The sequence below is a fragment of the Serratia sp. L9 genome (assembly GCF_050632285.1).
GTDB lineage: Bacteria > Pseudomonadota > Gammaproteobacteria > Enterobacterales > Enterobacteriaceae > Chania.
The window spans coordinates 5482457-5499695 of the sequence record NZ_CP192591.1; the positions used below are offsets into that span (position 1 = coordinate 5482457).

At 53.5% G+C, this 17239-nt stretch carries 15 protein-coding genes and 3 pseudogenes; 11 read left to right on the plus strand and 7 right to left on the minus strand.

Annotated features, from left to right (window positions below):
- Positions 1 to 4: 4 nt before the first annotated feature.
- The 5 genes from cyoB to ACQ86O_RS26155 all read left to right on the plus strand — a co-directional run bounded on the left by cyoB (position 5) and on the right by ACQ86O_RS26155 (position 5466).
- Entirely contained in the window at positions 5 to 1996 is a 1992-nt protein-coding gene (gene cyoB, locus ACQ86O_RS26135) for a cytochrome o ubiquinol oxidase subunit I (RefSeq protein ID WP_431223488.1), read from the plus strand.
- The gene (locus ACQ86O_RS26140) at positions 1986 to 2603 is read left to right on the plus strand and encodes a cytochrome o ubiquinol oxidase subunit III (RefSeq protein ID WP_431223489.1); all 618 of its coding nucleotides are present in this window, start codon (positions 1986 to 1988) and stop codon (positions 2601 to 2603) included. The genes cyoB and ACQ86O_RS26140 overlap by 11 nt, the downstream gene beginning before the upstream one ends.
- On the plus strand, positions 2603 to 2941 hold the full coding sequence (locus tag ACQ86O_RS26145) for a cytochrome o ubiquinol oxidase subunit IV (RefSeq protein WP_431223490.1): 339 nt from the start codon (positions 2603 to 2605) through the stop codon (positions 2939 to 2941). The genes ACQ86O_RS26140 and ACQ86O_RS26145 overlap by 1 nt, the downstream gene beginning before the upstream one ends.
- Positions 2942 to 2958: 17 nt before the next feature.
- On the plus strand, positions 2959 to 3849 hold the full coding sequence (cyoE, locus tag ACQ86O_RS26150) for a heme o synthase (protein ID WP_431225833.1): 891 nt from the start codon (positions 2959 to 2961) through the stop codon (positions 3847 to 3849).
- A gap of 252 nt (positions 3850 to 4101) precedes the next feature.
- The gene (locus tag ACQ86O_RS26155) at positions 4102 to 5466 is read left to right on the plus strand and encodes an MFS transporter (RefSeq protein ID WP_431223491.1); all 1365 of its coding nucleotides are present in this window, start codon (positions 4102 to 4104) and stop codon (positions 5464 to 5466) included.
- A 31-nt stretch (positions 5467 to 5497) separates the two neighbouring features.
- On the opposite strand, the gene ACQ86O_RS26160 is transcribed toward ACQ86O_RS26155, so the two are convergent.
- Positions 5498 to 5989, minus strand: a complete 492-nt coding sequence (locus ACQ86O_RS26160) for a YajQ family cyclic di-GMP-binding protein (protein WP_431223492.1) — start codon at positions 5987 to 5989, stop codon at positions 5498 to 5500.
- A gap of 238 nt (positions 5990 to 6227) precedes the next feature.
- Between ACQ86O_RS26160 and panE the strand changes: the two genes are divergently transcribed.
- Both panE and yajL read left to right on the plus strand, forming a co-directional pair.
- A complete protein-coding gene (gene panE, locus ACQ86O_RS26165) occupies positions 6228 to 7142 on the plus strand; it encodes a 2-dehydropantoate 2-reductase (protein ID WP_431223493.1) in 915 nt (304 codons plus the stop codon).
- Positions 7102 to 7692 carry a protein deglycase YajL gene (gene yajL / locus ACQ86O_RS26170; protein ID WP_431223494.1) on the plus strand — a complete coding sequence of 197 codons (591 nt, stop codon included), beginning with the start codon at positions 7102 to 7104 and terminating at the stop codon, positions 7690 to 7692. Before panE ends, yajL begins: the two co-directional genes overlap by 41 nt.
- A gap of 39 nt (positions 7693 to 7731) precedes the next feature.
- Here the strand turns inward: yajL and ACQ86O_RS26175 are convergent, their stop codons facing one another.
- Both ACQ86O_RS26175 and thiI read right to left on the minus strand, forming a co-directional pair.
- Positions 7732 to 8523 (minus strand): DUF4198 domain-containing protein, encoded by a 792-nt coding sequence (locus ACQ86O_RS26175; RefSeq protein WP_431223495.1) that lies wholly within the window; start codon positions 8521 to 8523, stop codon positions 7732 to 7734.
- A 156-nt stretch (positions 8524 to 8679) separates the two neighbouring features.
- Entirely contained in the window at positions 8680 to 10128 is a 1449-nt protein-coding gene (gene thiI, locus ACQ86O_RS26180; protein ID WP_431223496.1) for a tRNA uracil 4-sulfurtransferase ThiI, read from the minus strand.
- A 289-nt stretch (positions 10129 to 10417) separates the two neighbouring features.
- Between thiI and xseB the strand changes: the two genes are divergently transcribed.
- From xseB to ACQ86O_RS26200, 4 genes and pseudogenes are all read left to right on the plus strand, one after another.
- A complete protein-coding gene (xseB, locus tag ACQ86O_RS26185) occupies positions 10418 to 10681 on the plus strand; it encodes an exodeoxyribonuclease VII small subunit (protein ID WP_431223497.1) in 264 nt (87 codons plus the stop codon).
- Between the two features lie 5 nt (positions 10682 to 10686).
- Positions 10687 to 11589, plus strand: a complete 903-nt coding sequence (gene ispA, locus ACQ86O_RS26190; protein WP_431223498.1) for a (2E,6E)-farnesyl diphosphate synthase — start codon at positions 10687 to 10689, stop codon at positions 11587 to 11589.
- Positions 11590 to 11620: 31 nt separating this feature from the next.
- A pseudogene (gene dxs, locus ACQ86O_RS26195) lies at positions 11621 to 13482 on the plus strand (1-deoxy-D-xylulose-5-phosphate synthase).
- A gap of 129 nt (positions 13483 to 13611) precedes the next feature.
- Positions 13612 to 14585: pseudogene (locus tag ACQ86O_RS26200) on the plus strand (aldo/keto reductase).
- Between the two features lie 153 nt (positions 14586 to 14738).
- Here the strand turns inward: ACQ86O_RS26200 and pgpA are convergent.
- From pgpA to ribH, 4 genes and pseudogenes are all read right to left on the minus strand, one after another.
- The gene (gene pgpA / locus ACQ86O_RS26205) at positions 14739 to 15236 is read right to left on the minus strand and encodes a phosphatidylglycerophosphatase A (protein WP_431223499.1); all 498 of its coding nucleotides are present in this window, start codon (positions 15234 to 15236) and stop codon (positions 14739 to 14741) included.
- The gene (gene thiL / locus ACQ86O_RS26210) at positions 15233 to 16219 is read right to left on the minus strand and encodes a thiamine-phosphate kinase (protein WP_431223500.1); all 987 of its coding nucleotides are present in this window, start codon (positions 16217 to 16219) and stop codon (positions 15233 to 15235) included. The genes pgpA and thiL overlap by 4 nt, the downstream gene beginning before the upstream one ends.
- 44 nt (positions 16220 to 16263) lie before the next feature.
- A pseudogene (nusB, locus tag ACQ86O_RS26215) lies at positions 16264 to 16680 on the minus strand (transcription antitermination factor NusB); the annotation flags it as partial.
- Positions 16681 to 16701: 21 nt separating this feature from the next.
- Positions 16702 to 17172, minus strand: a complete 471-nt coding sequence (ribH, locus tag ACQ86O_RS26220; protein WP_025120322.1) for a 6,7-dimethyl-8-ribityllumazine synthase — start codon at positions 17170 to 17172, stop codon at positions 16702 to 16704.
- Positions 17173 to 17239 lie beyond the last annotated feature (67 nt).

Consider the following 17239-nt stretch of genomic DNA (forward strand, 5'->3'; position numbering starts at 1 on the left):
TCTGATGTTGGGAAAATTAACACTTGATGCGGTTCCGATGCATGAACCGATCATCATGGTCACCGTTGCTGCAATTATCGTTGGAGGCCTGGCACTGCTGGCGCTGATAACGTATCTGGGCAAATGGAAGTGGCTGTGGAGCGAATGGCTGACCTCTGTCGACCATAAAAAAATCGGTATCATGTATATCCTCGTAGCATTCGTTATGCTGCTGCGTGGTTTTGCTGATGCCATCATGATGCGTAGCCAGCAGGCGCTTGCGTCTGCCGGTGAGGCCGGATTCCTGCCACCGCACCACTACGACCAGATCTTTACCGCCCACGGCGTAATCATGATCTTCTTCATGGCGATGCCTTTCGTGGTTGGCCTGATGAACGTAGTGGTTCCCTTGCAAATCGGTGCACGCGACGTCGCCTTCCCGTTCCTGAACTCCCTGAGCTTCTGGTTCTTCGTGGTGGGCGTGGTGCTGATCAACATCTCGCTGGGTGTTGGTGAGTTCGCACAGACCGGTTGGCTGGCGTATCCGCCGCTTTCGGGTAAGGAATACAGTTCTGGCGTCGGGGTAGATTACTGGATATGGAGTCTGCAGATTTCCGGTCTGGGTACCTTGTTGACCGGTGTGAACTTCTTCGCCACTATCCTGAAAATGCGTGCTCCTGGCATGCCAATGATGAAGATGCCTGTGTTCACCTGGGCTGCACTCTGCACCAACGTGCTGATCATTGTTTCTTTCCCGATTCTGACCGTCACCATCGCGTTGCTGACCCTGGATCGCTATCTGGGCACCCATTTCTTCACCAATGATATGGGCGGCAACATGATGATGTACATCAACCTGATTTGGGCCTGGGGCCACCCAGAGGTGTATATCCTGGTTCTGCCGGTGTTCGGGGTATTCTCCGAAGTTACCGCGACCTTCTCGAAGAAACGCCTGTTCGGTTATACCTCACTGGTATGGGCAACCATTGCGATCACCGTTCTGTCGTTTATCGTATGGCTGCACCACTTCTTCACCATGGGGTCTGGCGCGAACGTCAACGCCTTCTTCGGTATCGCCACGATGATCATTTCCATCCCGACCGGGGTGAAAATCTTCAACTGGCTGTTCACCATGTATCAGGGCCGTATCCAACTGAACTCCGCGATGCTGTGGACCGTTGGCTTTATTATCACCTTCTCCATCGGTGGTATGACCGGCGTGCTGCTGGCGGTGCCGGGTGCCAACTTCGTCCTGCACAACAGCCTGTTCCTGATTGCCCACTTCCATAACGTGATTATCGGTGGTGTGGTGTTCGGTTGCTTCGCGGGTCTGACTTACTGGTTCCCTAAATCCTTCGGCTTCCGCCTGAATGAAACCTGGGGTATCCGTGCATTCTGGTTCTGGATTATCGGTTTCTTCGTAGCCTTTATGCCGCTTTATGCTCTGGGCTTTATGGGGATGACCCGCCGTATCAGCCAGAATATAAACCCTGAGTTCCACCCATTGCTGCTGGTTGCAGCGGGCGGTGCGGCGCTGATTGCCTGTGGGATCCTGTGCCAGGTGATTCAGATCATCGTCAGTATCCGCGATCGCGAGCAGAACCGTGATCTGACCGGTGATCCATGGGGTGCCCGTACGCTGGAGTGGTCAACGTCTTCTCCACCACCGTTCTATAACTTCGCTGTAGTACCAGAGATTCACGATCGTGATGCGTTCTGGGACATGAAAGAAAAAGGCGAAGCTTATAAGAAACCAGCAAAATACGAGCCGATTCATATGCCGAAAAATACCGGCGCCGGTGTGATTATTGCTGGCTTCAGCCTGGTATTCGGTTTCGCGATGATCTGGGATATCTGGTGGATGGCGATTGCCGGCTTCGTCGGTATGATCGTTACCTGGATTGCCAAGAGCTTCGATGAAGATGTTGATTACTATGTGCAGGTCGATGAGATCGAACGCATTGAAAACCAACACTATGAACAAATCAGCAAAGCAGGCGTGAATCATGTCAACTGATACTCTGACTAACCATCATAGCGCAGCCCATGCAGAGCATGGGCACCACGACGCAGGTGAAACCAAGGTCTTCGGATTCTGGATCTACCTGATGAGTGACTGTATTTTGTTCGCGAGCTTGTTCGCAACTTATGCAGTACTGGTGAATGGGACCGCTGGCGGTCCCACTGGGAAAGACATCTTCGACCTGAATTTTGTTCTGGTTGAAACTTTCCTCCTGTTGTTCAGCTCCATCACCTACGGTATGGCGATGATCGGCATGAACAAGGGCAAGATTGGCAGCGTTAACACCTGGCTGTTCTTGACCTTCCTGTTCGGTCTGGGCTTCGTGGCAATGGAAATCTATGAGTTCCATCACCTGATCGCCGAAGGCTATGGCCCGGATCGCAGTGCGTTCCTCTCCAGCTTCTTTGCGCTGGTAGGTACCCACGGTCTGCACGTCACCACCGGCCTGATCTGGATCGTCATCATGATGATTCAGGTAAGCAAACGTGGCCTGAACCCAACCAATAAAACCCGTCTGATGTGTCTGAGCCTGTTCTGGCACTTCTTGGACGTGGTCTGGATCTGCGTATTTACCGTTGTCTACCTGCTGGGGGTTATGTAATGAGCCATTCATCCCATGAAACCTCTCACGGCGGCGCAAGCCATGGCAGCGTGAAGTCATATCTGATCGGCTTTATCCTGTCGGTCATCCTGACGGTAATTCCATTTGCGATGGTGATGAGCGGCTCGGCCTCTCACTCCACCATCCTGGCGGTAGTGGTCGGTATGGCAGTTATCCAGGTGATCGTTCACCTGGTTTACTTCCTGCACATGAACACCTCATCGGAAGAGCGCTGGAACCTGGTGGCATTGCTGTTCACCGCTATGATCATCGGTATCGTTGTTGTGGGTTCACTCTGGATTATGTACAACCTCAACATCAATATGATGGTCGATTAAGAGCAGAGCTGGACGTGATGATTAAGCAATACCTGCAAGTAACTAAACCAGGAATTATTTTCGGCAATTTAATTTCTGTCGTTGGGGGGTTCCTGCTCGCTTCCAAAGGGAGCATCGACTATCCCCTGTTTCTCGCTACCCTGCTGGGTGTCTCGTTGGTGGTCGCCTCGGGCTGTGTATTTAACAACTACATTGACCGTGACATCGACAAGAAAATGGAGAGAACGAAGAACCGGGTGCTGGTAAAAGGCCTGATCGCGCCGAGTGTGAGCCTGGTTTACGCTACTATCCTGGGTATTGCTGGTTTTGCACTGCTGTATATCGCAGCCAACCCGCTGGCCATGTGGCTGGCGGTGATGGGTTTTGTGGTTTACGTGGGCGTTTACAGCCTGTATATGAAACGCCATTCGGTGTACGGCACGCTGATCGGCAGCCTGTCCGGGGCCGCTCCGCCAGTGATTGGTTATTGCGCGGTGACCAACGAGTTTGACGCTGGTGCCTTGATCCTGCTGGCAATCTTCAGCCTGTGGCAGATGCCGCATTCCTATGCGATTGCCATCTTCCGCTTCAAAGATTACCAGGCGGCCAATATCCCGGTACTGCCGGTGGTGAAAGGTATTTCCGTTGCCAAAAACCACATCACGCTCTACATCCTGGCGTTTATGATCGCCACACTGATGCTGACTTTGGGTGGTTACGCAGGTTATAAATACCTGATCGTCGCGGCGGCAGTAAGCGTCTGGTGGTTAGGTATGGCGCTGCGCGGTTACAAAGCCGAGAATGACAGCGTCTGGGCGCGCAAGCTTTTTGTGTTCTCGATTGTTGCCATTACTTCACTGAGCGTAATGATGTCTATCGACTTCAGTGCCAGTGCTACGCCAGAAACCTTGTTAACCTACGTCTGGTAAGCCAGGTTCGCCGTGAATGGGCCGCTTTGCGGCCCATTTTATTTGTGCCACAGAAAAAATGCCTAACTGTAATATCTGTTAAATAACATTCGATTTACCCCCCTGCCACACACACTAAAATAGCGCATCTTTGCAGAGGTTATTCCATTGGGCTTGATTCTATTTAGCTTAATGGAATAGGTTCTACACCCTATGACTTTCAGATTGCCGCTTGGCAGTTGATTGAAAGGCTATGGGTATATTGAGGTTACAATGAACGACAATGTAATGACCCCCCAAGAGCGCCGCGCCACCTGGGGCCTGGGAACCGTTTTCTCCCTACGCATGCTCGGCATGTTTATGGTCCTGCCGGTGCTAACGACCTATGGCATGGCGCTGCACGGCGCCAGCGAAGCACTGATAGGCCTGGCTATCGGTATCTACGGCCTTTCGCAAGCGGTGTTTCAGATCCCATTTGGCCTGGTGTCCGATCGTGTTGGCCGCAAACCATTGATCGTCGGCGGGCTGTTAATCTTTGCCCTTGGCAGCGTAGTCGCTGCCGTCAGTGACTCCATCTGGGGCATTATTCTTGGCCGCGCATTACAAGGTTCTGGGGCCATCGCCGCAGCGGTAATGGCCTTGCTGTCAGATTTAACCCGTGAACAAAACCGCACCAAGGCAATGGCGTTTATCGGCGTCAGCTTTGGCATCACCTTTGCAATCGCCATGGTGGTTGGCCCGATAGTGACTCATGCTTTCGGCCTGCATGCGCTGTTTTGGATGATTGCCGTGCTGGCACTGGCAGGGATTGTGATCATACTGTTGGTCGTCCCTTCTGCCAGCGATCATGTGTTGAACCGAGAGTCGAGCATCGTACGGGGCAGCTTCAGCAAGGTGCTGAACAATCCGCGCCTGCTGAAGCTCAACTTCGGCATTATGTGTCTGCATATTTTGCTGATGTCCAGCTTCGTCGCCCTACCGCTGGCGATGGAGAAAGCCGGGTTGGCCGCCAGTGACCACTGGAAAGTCTACCTGGTCACCATGCTGGTTTCCTTTGCTGCCGTGGTGCCATTCATTATTTATGCAGAAAAATACCGCCGGATGAAGCAGGTGTTTATGGGGTGCGTGGCGGTGCTGTTTTGCGCCGAAGTGCTGCTCTGGTTCTCCGGCATAGAACTGTGGGGCATCATTGCCGGGGTGCAGCTGTTCTTTATCGCCTTCAACGTCATGGAAGCCATTCTGCCCTCACTGATCAGCAAAGAATCCCCGGCGGGCTATAAAGGCACGGCAATGGGCGTTTACTCCACCAGCCAGTTTATTGGCGTGGCCATCGGCGGCAGTCTGGGCGGTTGGTTATATGGCCTACAGGGCGCAGGCTTGGTGTTTATTGCCGGGGCAGTGCTCGCCGCCATCTGGTTTGTGGTCAGTAGCACCATGAAAGAGCCGCCTTACGTCAGCAGCCTGCGCATTACGCTCTCTGAACTTGCAGTGAAGGATTCGGCATTGCAAAGCCGTTTGCTGGCACAGCCGGGCGTCGCAGAAGCTATTGTGGTCCCCGAAGAGCGCAGTGCCTACGTGAAGGTCGATACCCAGCAGACCAACCGTGGCCAGTTGGAAGCGCTGGTTGCAGCGCTGTAGTAAAAGGGCCGGTAAATCCGGCCCAATAGGTTTAATCGCGGAAGTTTTTGAACTGGAACGGCTGCCCCAGATCGGCACCCCGTATCAGTGCCATCACGCCTTGCAGGTCATCGCGTGATTTACCGGTCACTCGCACTTCATCGCCCTGGATCTGCGCCTGCACTTTCAGCTTGCTGTCTTTGATCAACTTGACGATCTTCTTAGCTTGGGCAGATTCAATCCCCTGCTTGAGCTTGGCTTCAACACTATAGGTTTTGCCGCTGTGGGTCATCTCTTCCGGGATTTCCAATGCACCGCCATCAATGCTGCGCTTCATCAGTTTTTCACGCAAAATATCCAGTAGCTGTTGCACCTGGAAATCAGACTCACTGGCTACCTTGATGCTTTCGTTTTTTTCATTCAGCTCAAAGCTGGCCGGTACGTTGCGAAAATCCCAGCGGGTACCGAGATCGCGGGTAGCGTTATCAACGGCGTTACGGACTTCCTGCATATCAATTTCGGAAACGATGTCGAAAGATGGCATACTTCTTCCTCCAGAATGGGTGATCTATGATTTCGATGCGGTGCATAATACCCGCTTTGTCGTCTCAGGCAAAATTCGACTATCCCCGTCGTCTTTCAAGCTGCAGCGTTGTTACCTGCATCAGCGGTCATTTTGAAATCCCTAGGGTAATACTCTCTGAGGGGCAAGACGTTCAGCCACAGAAAAGCCTATAATCAAACAATTAATCAGCGGTATTCCCGGACACCAAGGAGATGGAATGAAAATAACAATTCTTGGTTGCGGCGCGCTCGGACAACTGTGGCTCTCCAGGCTTTATCAACAAGGCCATGATGTGCAGGGATGGTTACGGGTACCCCAGCCATTTTGTGCGGTGAATGTGATTGAGCCAGACGGCACTTCATTCAACCATAATTTACCCACCAACGATCCTGAACACCTGTTGCACAGTGAACTGTTGCTGGTCACGCTAAAAGCCTGGCAGGTTTCCAGCGCGGTAACGGCATTACTGCCCAAGTTAAACCCGCGTTGCGCCATTTTACTGTTGCATAACGGCATGGGCACTCAGGATGAGCTGCCACCGCATAGCCAGCCAGTGTTGCAAGGTGTTACCACGCACGCCGCACGTCATGACGGCAACACTATTGTCCATGTGGCTCATGGAATTACTCATATCGGACCCACCACCTTGCAAGCCACCCATCTCAGCTATCTGGCCGAGATACTGCATCAGGCTTTGCCGGATGTGGCCTGGCATAATCATATTGCCTCTGCCAGTTGGCGAAAACTGGCGGTCAATTGTGTTATCAACCCCCTTACAGCGCTACATGGCTGCCGCAATGGCGATCTGCAACGTTATCCGGAGCAGATAGAACTCATCTGCCGCGAAGTGGCCAGCGTAATGGTGATGGAAGGCCACCACACGTCGTGCGAAGACCTGATGTCTTATGTCATGCAGGTGATCCAGAGCACCGCCGACAACACCTCCTCAATGTTGCAGGATATCCGCTCTCAGCGGCACACCGAGATCGACTATATCACCGGCTATTTGCTGCGTTGCGGGCGCCGCCACGGCATTCCCCTGCCAGAAAATACCCGGCTGTTTGAAATGATTAAACGAAAGGAAAACGAGTATGAGCGCATCGGCGTTAGTCTGCCTGGCACCTGGTTGTGAAGAAACCGAAGCCGTCACCGCCATCGACCTGCTGGTTCGCGCCGGGGTAAAAGTGACCACAGCCAGCGTGGCCGGTGACGGCAATCAGACCATAGTCTGTTCACGCGGTGTGAAGCTATTGGCAGATGCGCCCCTGGTGGCGATTGTAGACGATCCTTTTGATGCCATTGTTCTGCCGGGGGGCATGAAAGGCGCAGAGTGCATGCGCGACAGCCCCTTGCTGGTAGAAAAAGTTCGCCAGATGCATCTGCAGGGTAAGATTGTGGCGGCCATCTGCGCGGCACCCGCTTTGGTATTGCAGTATCACGATCTGTTTCCGGTAGGTAACATGACCGGCTTCCCCGGGTTGAAAGAGCAGATCCCGCAGGAGAAATGGATCGAGCGGCGAGTGGTCTTTGATCAACGGGTTAATCTTCTCACCAGCCAGGGACCAGGAACATCGATGGAGTTTGCCCTCAAGCTGATCGATTTATTGTTGGGCAAGGCCAAAGCGGCAGAAGTGGCAGAACAGTTGGTGCTGATCCCCGGTATGTACGATTTCCGCGATTGACTCGTCTCGGCAGGCCTGTTGGCCTGCCGACCATGCTGCTTATTCGTCGATGCTAAAGGTCAGCGTTGAGGCCAACACAGACTCATCACATTTCGCCGTATCCGCATAAGGCAGTTTATGTTCCGTTTCAACAACCCAATACCCGGCTTTTAACGGGTATACATTCACTTTTCCCTTGCTGTCCGTCTGGTTCATAAAGGCTTTAGCATGGCTGTGGGTGTGCCCATGATGTTCATGCTGATCGCCAAAACCAGCAAAGGTCGCCGTCACCTCCGCATTCTTCAGCGGTTTACCGTCATACAATACCTGCACCGGCAACGGTTGCCCGGGTTTGATGGTTGCAGGATTAGCCAACGGGATAATTTCCAGCTTCAGCCCCTGGGGCTGGCTAATGACTGCCGTCTCTTTCGCCCCTCCTATATTCAGAATGGTTTTACCGAACATCGAGGCCTGCTCGCAGTACAAAGCGTCTGGCATTGCCGTTCTGTCCTGCTGTTGCCACCCCGCTTTATTTTTTGACCAATAGGTTGGTTTATAAATGGCGATCGCGGCATAACTGCCGTTTGTCAGCGGTTTTTCCGTCACGAATTGGTAATTCTCTTTACCGGCTTTTAGCACCAGATTCCCATCTTTCCCGATCAGTTGTGCCGCTTCAAAAATATGCAGACGATCGGCAGGGATAACCGCCGCAGTGGGGAACTCATCTCCATATCCCAGTTCTATCATGCTCTGCCCATCCGCTGCGGATGTCGCATTAACCCACAGTGAATGAGCTTGTGACGTACTGATAAACAACAAAGGCACCATCGCCACTAACGCTTTTAACTTCATAAACCTGCTCCCTTTTTCATTAACTATAATGTTATAACATAACATTAATAAGTTAAAATAAGCCTCAATGTCAAAGGTTGTTTAGCGGGAAGAAGATAAAAAGGCGGGCAAGGATAGCAACGCCACGGCAATGGCATTGCTATCCTTCAGTAAAAACTAGGGGCGATACACCTTAACATTAGCGTAACCCTGCTCAAGCAGGTACAACGCCTGCAGGCGGCTCATCACGCCACGGTCACAATACAGCAGGTAGGTTTTGCTCTGATCGAGATCGCCAAACTGAGTGCTCAGTTTGTAGAATGGCAATGGCTTAACCTCAACCTGTGCCAGTTGCAACGGTTTTTCTTCCTGCTCATCGACAGAGCGGATATCCAGGATCACCTCATCAGCGGTGAATTCAGCCACGGTTTCCACTTCAGTCACCTGCTGCTGCGTCTCTTCGGCGATGGTACGGATATCTACATTGCGCGCTTCCCGCACGACGCGATCCAGAATGTCGAAGTCAAAATGCCCCTCTTCTTCTTCAATCTTGCTTTTCAGCGCCTTGACCGTTGGGCTTTTCGAAATCACGCCACAATATTCCGGCATGGTTTTGGCGAAGTCCTCGGTGCCGATTTCCCGCGCAACCTTGATAATGTGTTCTTTATCATGGGAAATCAGCGGGCGCAGGATCAGGGTATCGGAGGCGTTGTCGATCAGGCGCAGGTTGGTCAGCGTCTGGCTGGATACCTGGCCCAGAGCTTCACCGGTGACCAATGCCTGCACGCCGTAGCGCTCCGCAACCTGGGAAGCAGCACGTACCATCATACGCTTGAGCACCACGCCCATCTGGCCGTCGTCCACCTTTTCCAGGATCTCACCCACCACCGGCTCGAAATCGATCGCCACAAAGCGCACCTTGTGTGAGCTGCCAAAACGATTCCACAGATAGAAAGCCACCTGCTTCACGCCAATTTCGTGCGCCGCACCGCCCAGATTAAAGAAGCAGTAATGCACACGACACCCACGGCGCATCAGCATGTAGCTGGAGACACCAGAGTCAAAACCGCCAGAAATCAATGACAATACGTCTTCCTGAGTGCCAATCGGGTAACCGCCAATCCCTTCGCGACGGGCTTTGACCAGCATCAGTTTGTCATCTTCAATCTCCAGGTTCACCGTTACCTGCGGATGAGAAAGTTTGACGCGAGCACTTTCGATATGCTGATTCAGACCGCCACCGACATAGCGCTCCACATCCTGCGAACTGAACTCATGCTTGCCACGGCGTTTCACACGCACGCAGAAAGTCTTGCCTTCCAACTGCTCGCGGTAGGTTTCCAGCGTCTGTTCGAAGATGTTATGCACATCGGTATAGCTGCGGTCTTCCACCTCCAGGATATGGTGAATTCCGGGTATACGCGTCAACGCATCTGCAATTACCGGGCGCTGATTCTCGTCTTTGGCGCGCACCTCGATAAAATCCCAGTGCCGCACCACCGCCAACGTTTCATCATACTGCTTGAGAACGTTACGAATGTTGGTAGTCAGGATCTTAATGAAGCGCAAGCGCACAGATTGACTCTTGATGGTGATTTCCGGGAACAATTTAATGATAAACTTCATGGCGGTTTTTATTGTCTGATAAGAATTACGGGGTAAAAGATCTATACCCTCACTCTTTCGGGCGGCGGCTGTTGGCTGCAACTTAAAAGCTATTAGGTATACAATGGCGATAAGATTGATAAAACTTCGGTTCTCCGGACTTTTATCACTCTTATCTGGGCGCGAAGTATATCACTATCTGAAGGTGCGCCGTGTACAAAACCGCATAGACGCGCCATGATTTGCTAATCAAGATCCGCTAGGATAGGCTCTGGCCCGACTGTTCACATGATGATGTAAAAAGAAAATTATGGCGAAAAAACCTGCACAATCAGACAGTAAAGAGCAAAGTATCAGTTTTGAAAGCTCCCTTGGTGAACTTGAGAGCATCGTGACTCGCCTGGAGTCCGGTGAATTACCGCTGGAAGATGCGCTGAATGAGTTTGAGCGTGGAGTACAGCTGGCACGCCAGGGCCAACAAAAGCTGCAACAGGCGGAGCAGCGTGTGCAGATCCTGCTCAACGACCAGAATGACGATGCTGCACTCGCCCCTTTTACCCCGGACGCTGAGTAATAACGATGTCTGAGTTTCAAGATCAGTTACAGCTATTCCGACAGCGCAGCGATCGCGCCCTGCTGGATTACATCGCCCCTTTGCCATTTAACCAAGGCAAAATGGTAGAGGCCATGCGCCATGGCGCGCTGCTGGGCGGCAAGCGGCTACGCCCTTTCCTGGTTTATGCGACCGGGCAGATGTTCGGCCTGAGTCTGGAAAATCTGGATGCCCCTGCGGCGGCGGTGGAATGCATTCATGCCTATTCACTGATCCATGATGATTTACCGGCCATGGACGATGACGATCTGCGCCGGGGCCAGCCAACTTGTCATATCAAGTTTGGCGAGGCTAACGCGATCCTGGCAGGGGATGCCCTGCAAACTCTGGCTTTCTCGATCCTGGCCGATGCCCCCATGCCCGATGTCGCACTGGGCGATCGGCTGGCGATGATCTCCGAACTGGCCGCCGCCAGCGGCGTGGCTGGTATGTGTGGCGGGCAATCGCTGGATCTTGAGGCCGAAGGCAAACATATTGATCTGCAGGCGCTCGAACAGATCCACCGCCATAAAACCGGCGCGCTGATGCGTGCTGCGGTTCGCCTGGGGGCTCTGGCCGCCGGCCAACCAGGGCGAGCAGCGCTGCCACAACTGGACCGTTATGCGGCGGCAATAGGCCTGGCGTTTCAGGTGCAGGATGACATTCTCGACGTCGTGGGCGAAACCGAGAAAATCGGCAAACGCCAGGGCTCCGATCAACAGCTTGGAAAGAGTACCTATCCAGCCCTGCTAGGGCTTGACAGCGCGAAAGTTAAAGCGTGGGATCTCTATCAGGAAGCCTTGGCCGCCTTGGAGTCTTTGGCAGCACAATCTTATAACACAGCGCCATTGCGAGCGTTAGCCAGCTTCATTATTGAACGCGACAATTAACGTGTGAAGTTTCCTCTGATATGAGTAACGAATGAGTCTTGATATAGCCAAATACCCGACCTTGGCACTAGCGGAAAACCCGCAAGAGCTCCGCTCATTGCCAAAAGAAAGCCTGCCGAAGCTATGTGACGAACTGCGGCAATATCTGCTGGACAGTGTCAGCCGCTCCAGCGGCCACTTTGCGTCTGGGCTGGGTACTGTCGAACTGACGGTGGCACTGCATTACGTTTACAACACCCCCTTCGACCATCTGGTCTGGGACGTCGGCCATCAGGCCTATCCACACAAAATTCTGACAGGTCGGCGCGATCGCATCTCCACCATCCGGCAGAAAAACGGCCTGCATCCGTTCCCATGGCGCGACGAAAGCGAATATGACGTGCTGTCCGTCGGCCACTCTTCCACCTCGATCAGTGCCGGTCTTGGTATGGCGGTTGCCGCAGCCCGTGAAGGCAAAAATCGCCGCACCGTCTGCGTGATTGGCGACGGTGCAATCACCGCAGGCATGGCGTTTGAAGCCATGAACCATGCGGGGGATATCACCCCGGATATGCTGGTGGTGCTTAACGACAACGAAATGTCGATTTCCGAGAACGTCGGGGCCCTGAACAACCACCTGGCACAGTTGCTATCTGGCAAGCTCTACTCCACGTTGCGCGAAGGGGGCAAGAAGGTACTTTCTGGCCTGCCACCCATCAAAGAGCTGTTAAAGCGCACCGAAGAACACCTGAAAGGCATGGTGGTCCCCGGCACGCTGTTTGAAGAGCTGGGCTTTAATTACATTGGCCCGGTAGATGGCCACGATGTACAAGCCTTGGCCGCCACGCTGAAAAATATGCGTGATCTGAAAGGCCCGCAACTGCTGCATATCATGACCAAAAAAGGCCGTGGCTACGCACCGGCGGAAAAGGATCCGATCAGCTTCCACGCGGTACCCAAGTTTGATCCCGCCAGCGGTACATTGCCCAAGAGCGCCGGTGGCCTGCCAACCTATTCGAAGATTTTTGGTGAATGGCTATGTGAAACAGCGGCTAAAGACAGCCAATTGATGGCCGTCACTCCGGCCATGCGTGAAGGTTCCGGCATGGTGCAGTTCTCGCGCGAATACCCACAGCAGTATTTTGATGTGGCGATCGCCGAGCAGCACGCAGTGACTTTCGCCGCAGGCCTGGCAATTGGCGGCTATAAACCGGTGGTGGCAATCTACTCCACCTTCCTGCAGCGCGCCTACGATCAGGTGATCCACGATGTGGCGATCCAGAAACTGCCGGTAATGTTTGCGATCGATCGCGGCGGCATTGTCGGTGCCGACGGCCAGACTCACCAGGGCGCATTTGATATTTCCTTCCTGCGTTGCATCCCGAATATGGTGATCATGACGCCAAGCGATGAAAACGAATGCCGCCAGATGCTGTACACCGGTTATCACTATAATGACGGCCCAACTGCGGTGCGTTATCCGCGTGGTAATGGTACCGGCGCAACGTTGGAACCTCTGGCTCCCCTTGCGCTAGGTAAAGGGATCGTACGCCGCGAAGGTGAAGAAATTGCCATCCTCAACTTCGGGACTTTATTGCCGGAAGCCGCACAGGCGGCCGAAGCCATGAACGCCACGCTGGTTGATATGCGTTTTGTAAAACCACTGGATGAAGAGTTGGTGCTGGAAATGGCCGCCAGCCACAGCGTGCTGGTGACATTGGAAGAAAACGCCATTATGGGGGAGCTGGCAGCGGTGTGAACGAGCTGCTGATGGCCAAACGCCGGTTGGTACCGGTGCTGAATATTGGCCTGCCTGATTATTTCATCCCTCAGGGCAGCCAGGAAGAGATCCGCAGCGATCTTGGCCTGGATGCTGCCGGTATTCAACGCCAAATCGAGACCTGGTTGGCGTAATCCTTCTGGGGTTCCTTAACCGAACCCCATCGCCATCTTATCCAGCTTAAGCGGCGTAAAATCCTGCGCCCATCATTTCTGCATCATTATCCATTACAGTCACTGTTGAACGGTACAAAGGAGATAAGCATGAAATATCTAAAGCTGGGTAATACCGATCTGACCATTTCCCGTATCTGTCTGGGTTGCATGACCTACGGCGAACCTTCGCGCGGCAACCACGCCTGGACGCTACCGGAAGAGAGCAGCCGCCCGCTTATCAAGCAGGCGCTGGATGCCGGCATCAACTTCTTTGATACCTCCAACAACTACTCCGATGGCAGCAGCGAGGAAATAGTTGGCCGCGCACTGCGTGACTATACGCGCCGCGAAGAGGTGGTGATTGCCACCAAAGTCTATAACGCCATGAGCAATCTGGAGCGCGGCCTGTCGCGGCCCAAGATCATGCAGTCAATCGATGACAGCCTGCAGCGTCTGGGGACAGATTACGTCGATTTGTTGCAGATCCATCGTTGGGATTATGAAACGCCGATCGAAGAAACGCTGGAAGCCCTGCATGATGTGGTGAAAGCCGGTAAGGCGCGGTATATCGGCGCATCATCAATGTTTGCCTGGCAGTTTGCCAAAGCGCTGTATACCGCCGATCTGCACGGCTGGACACGCTTTGTCAGCATGCAGGATCAATACAATCTGATCCAGCGTGAAGAAGAACGCGAGATGCACCCATTATGCGCAGCAGAAGGGATTGCCGTGCTCCCCTGGAGCCCATTGGCGCGTGGCAGATTGACGCGTCCTTGGGGGAAAGCACAGCAAGGCTGGTCTCCGACCAGTATGGCAAAACCTTATACGATTCCACCGAGGGCATTGATGCCATAATTGCCGAGCGAGTGGCCACCATCGCCGAAGAGCGTGGCGTCTCGCGGGCGCAGATTGCCCTGGCCTGGCTGTTAAGCAAACCGGTCGTGACCGCGCCGATCATTGGCGCCTCGCGCAGTGAGCACCTGACCGACGCCGTAGCCGCTGTGGATCTGGCGTTAAAGCCAGAAGAGATCGCAGAGTTGGAGACAGCTTATGTGCCGCATCATCCGGTAGGTTTTGAATAGCCCGTCGTCTTTCAAGCTATAGCATTGTTGTCGGCACTTGTTCATCCCGCTCACTTACCTGAGTAAGCTCCAGGGATGAACAAGCTTGCCGCCTGGCTACGGCTTGAAACCCATAGGGCTTGGATCTCGCATCAATGGCCCACTGCAGAAAGATTAAAATAACCCTGCTGGCCAGTAATGACCAACCAGGAAGATAACACCGGCAGCGAGCACCCCGGCGATGATATCGTCGACCATGATCCCCATGCCGCCGTGCACATTGCGATCGAACCAGCGGATAGGCCACGGCTTCCAGATATCCAGAATACGGAACACCACAAACCCGGCGGCGACCCATTGCCAACTGTTGACCGGCAGCGCCATCAGGGTGATCCACATCCCGACAAACTCATCCCAGACGATACTGCCATGATCGTGCACTTTCATATCTTTGGCGGTCTGATGGCACAGATAGACGCCAATGCAGATACTGAACATAACCAGCAATGAATAGAGCTGCCACGGCAGTTGGATCAACAGCAACCAGAACGGAATTGCCGCGATGGACCCCATGGTACCCGGCATGATCGGCGACAGGCCGCTACCAAAGCCGGTCGCCAGCAAGTGCCAGGGGTTGCGCATACGCAACCGGTTTTTCGCTTCATCCTTCATGATTCTTGCTCAGCATTGAAGTGATCGTAACCGTACCACTGCAGCTCTACTTCTTGGTTATCGCGGTAGAATTTCATCCCTTCGGACTGCGGGCCGATCTGACCGATACAGGTATAATCCGCACCTAAATGGCTCAGTGCCACTTCCAGCGCGCCCCGATTGATCTCTGGCACGGTGAAGCATAGCTCATAATCTTCACCGCCGGTCAGCGCCCAACGCAACGCCTGGTCCGCATCGCTGTTGCCAGTCAGCGCCTGTGACATTGGCAGCTCATCGAGTTCGATACGGGCACCGCACTCGCTGGCTTTCAGCACGTGTTTCAGATCTGAGATCAGGCCATCGGAGATATCTATGGCAGAACTGGCCAAATCACGCAACGCCTGCCCCTGCAACACACGCGGTAGCGGGCGCAGATGGCGCGTCAGCAGATATTGGCGGGCCACGGGGTCTGCTACCTGCAATCGATCCTGCAAAATAGCCAGCCCGGCGGCGCTGTCACCCAGCGTACCGGTGACATAAATCCAATCACCGATCCTGGCACCGCTGCGTGTTAATGCACGCCCTGCCGGGATCAGGCCATTAATGGTTAACGTCATGCTCAGCGGGCCACGGGTCGTATCCCCGCCAATCAGTTGCATGCCGTAATAATTGAGTTGTTCGAACAAGCTGTCGCTGAACGCCTTGAGCCACTCCTCGTCCACTTCCGGCAGCGTCAACGCCAACGAAAGCCACGCCGGGTCCGCGCCCATTGCTGCCAGGTCGCTCAGGTTAACTGCCAATGCTTTATAGCCGAGATCGGCGGGATCGATATCCGCCAAGAAGTGGATGCCCGAGACCAAAGTATCGGTACTGATGGCTAAAAGCTGTTTTTCTGCCACTGTAAGAAGTGCGCAGTCATCTCCAATGCCCACCTGTACATCCCGGCGCACACTTTTGAACCGGTCAAAATAGCGGGCAATAAGGTCAAATTCACCGCATGCCATGGTCTTTCTTCCAATGTAATTAAGGCCGGTTTCCCGGCCTTAATTTTATTTTTCTTACGGATGCTAGGGGCTGCTTTATCCAGCACACCATTCACAAACTTATGGCTATCTTCCGCACCGAAGGTTTTAGCCAGTTCGATCGCTTCGTTGATAGCCACTTTGTAAGGGACATCTTCACGCATTTTCAGCTCGAACAGCGCAATGCGCAGCACGGCTCTTTCTACCTGGCCCAATTCTTCGAGCTGGCGCGACAGGTAGGGGGCCATCAGGCCATCCAGCATACCTGCGTTAACTGCCACACCGGACAGCAGCGTACGAAAATAGGCGACGTCAACATCTTTGACATCCTGCTCCGTCAGGAACTGGTGTTCAACATCAGCAATGTCATTTTTAGACAACTGCCAAGAGTAAAGCGCTTGAACAGCGCACTCACGAGCGCGGCGACGAGCAGCAGGTTTCACGGAATTCCCCTTAAACTAAATTCAGGCTTTAATAGCTTTGATTACATTGATCATTTCAAGTGCGGTCAGGGCCGCTTCTGCACCTTTGTTGCCCGCCTTGGTGCCAGCACGTTCGATCGCTTGTTCGATGCTTTCGGTGGTCAGAACGCCAAAGGCAACCGGGATCTCGGTATTCATAGAGACATTACCCAGGCCAGAACTGGCTTCACCAGCCACGTATTCGAAGTGCGCGGTGCCCCCACGGATCACGGTACCCAGAGCAATAACCGCATCATATTTGCCGGTGTTAGCCAGCACGCGCGCGGTTAATGGCAGCTCGTAAGCTCCAGGGACCCAGACAACGGTGATGTTGTCATCAGCAACCTGGCCGATACGCTTGAGTGCATCGATAGCACCTTGCAGCAGGCTGTCGTTGATGAAATTGTTAAAACGTGCAATTGCGATCGCCACACGGGCATTAGGAGTAGCAACAACACCTTCGATAACTTTCATGGGCTTTCCTTAAAAATGGGTTCAATACCCCGCAGGGGGCGGATTCTATCATATTCTTTGCCCGCCT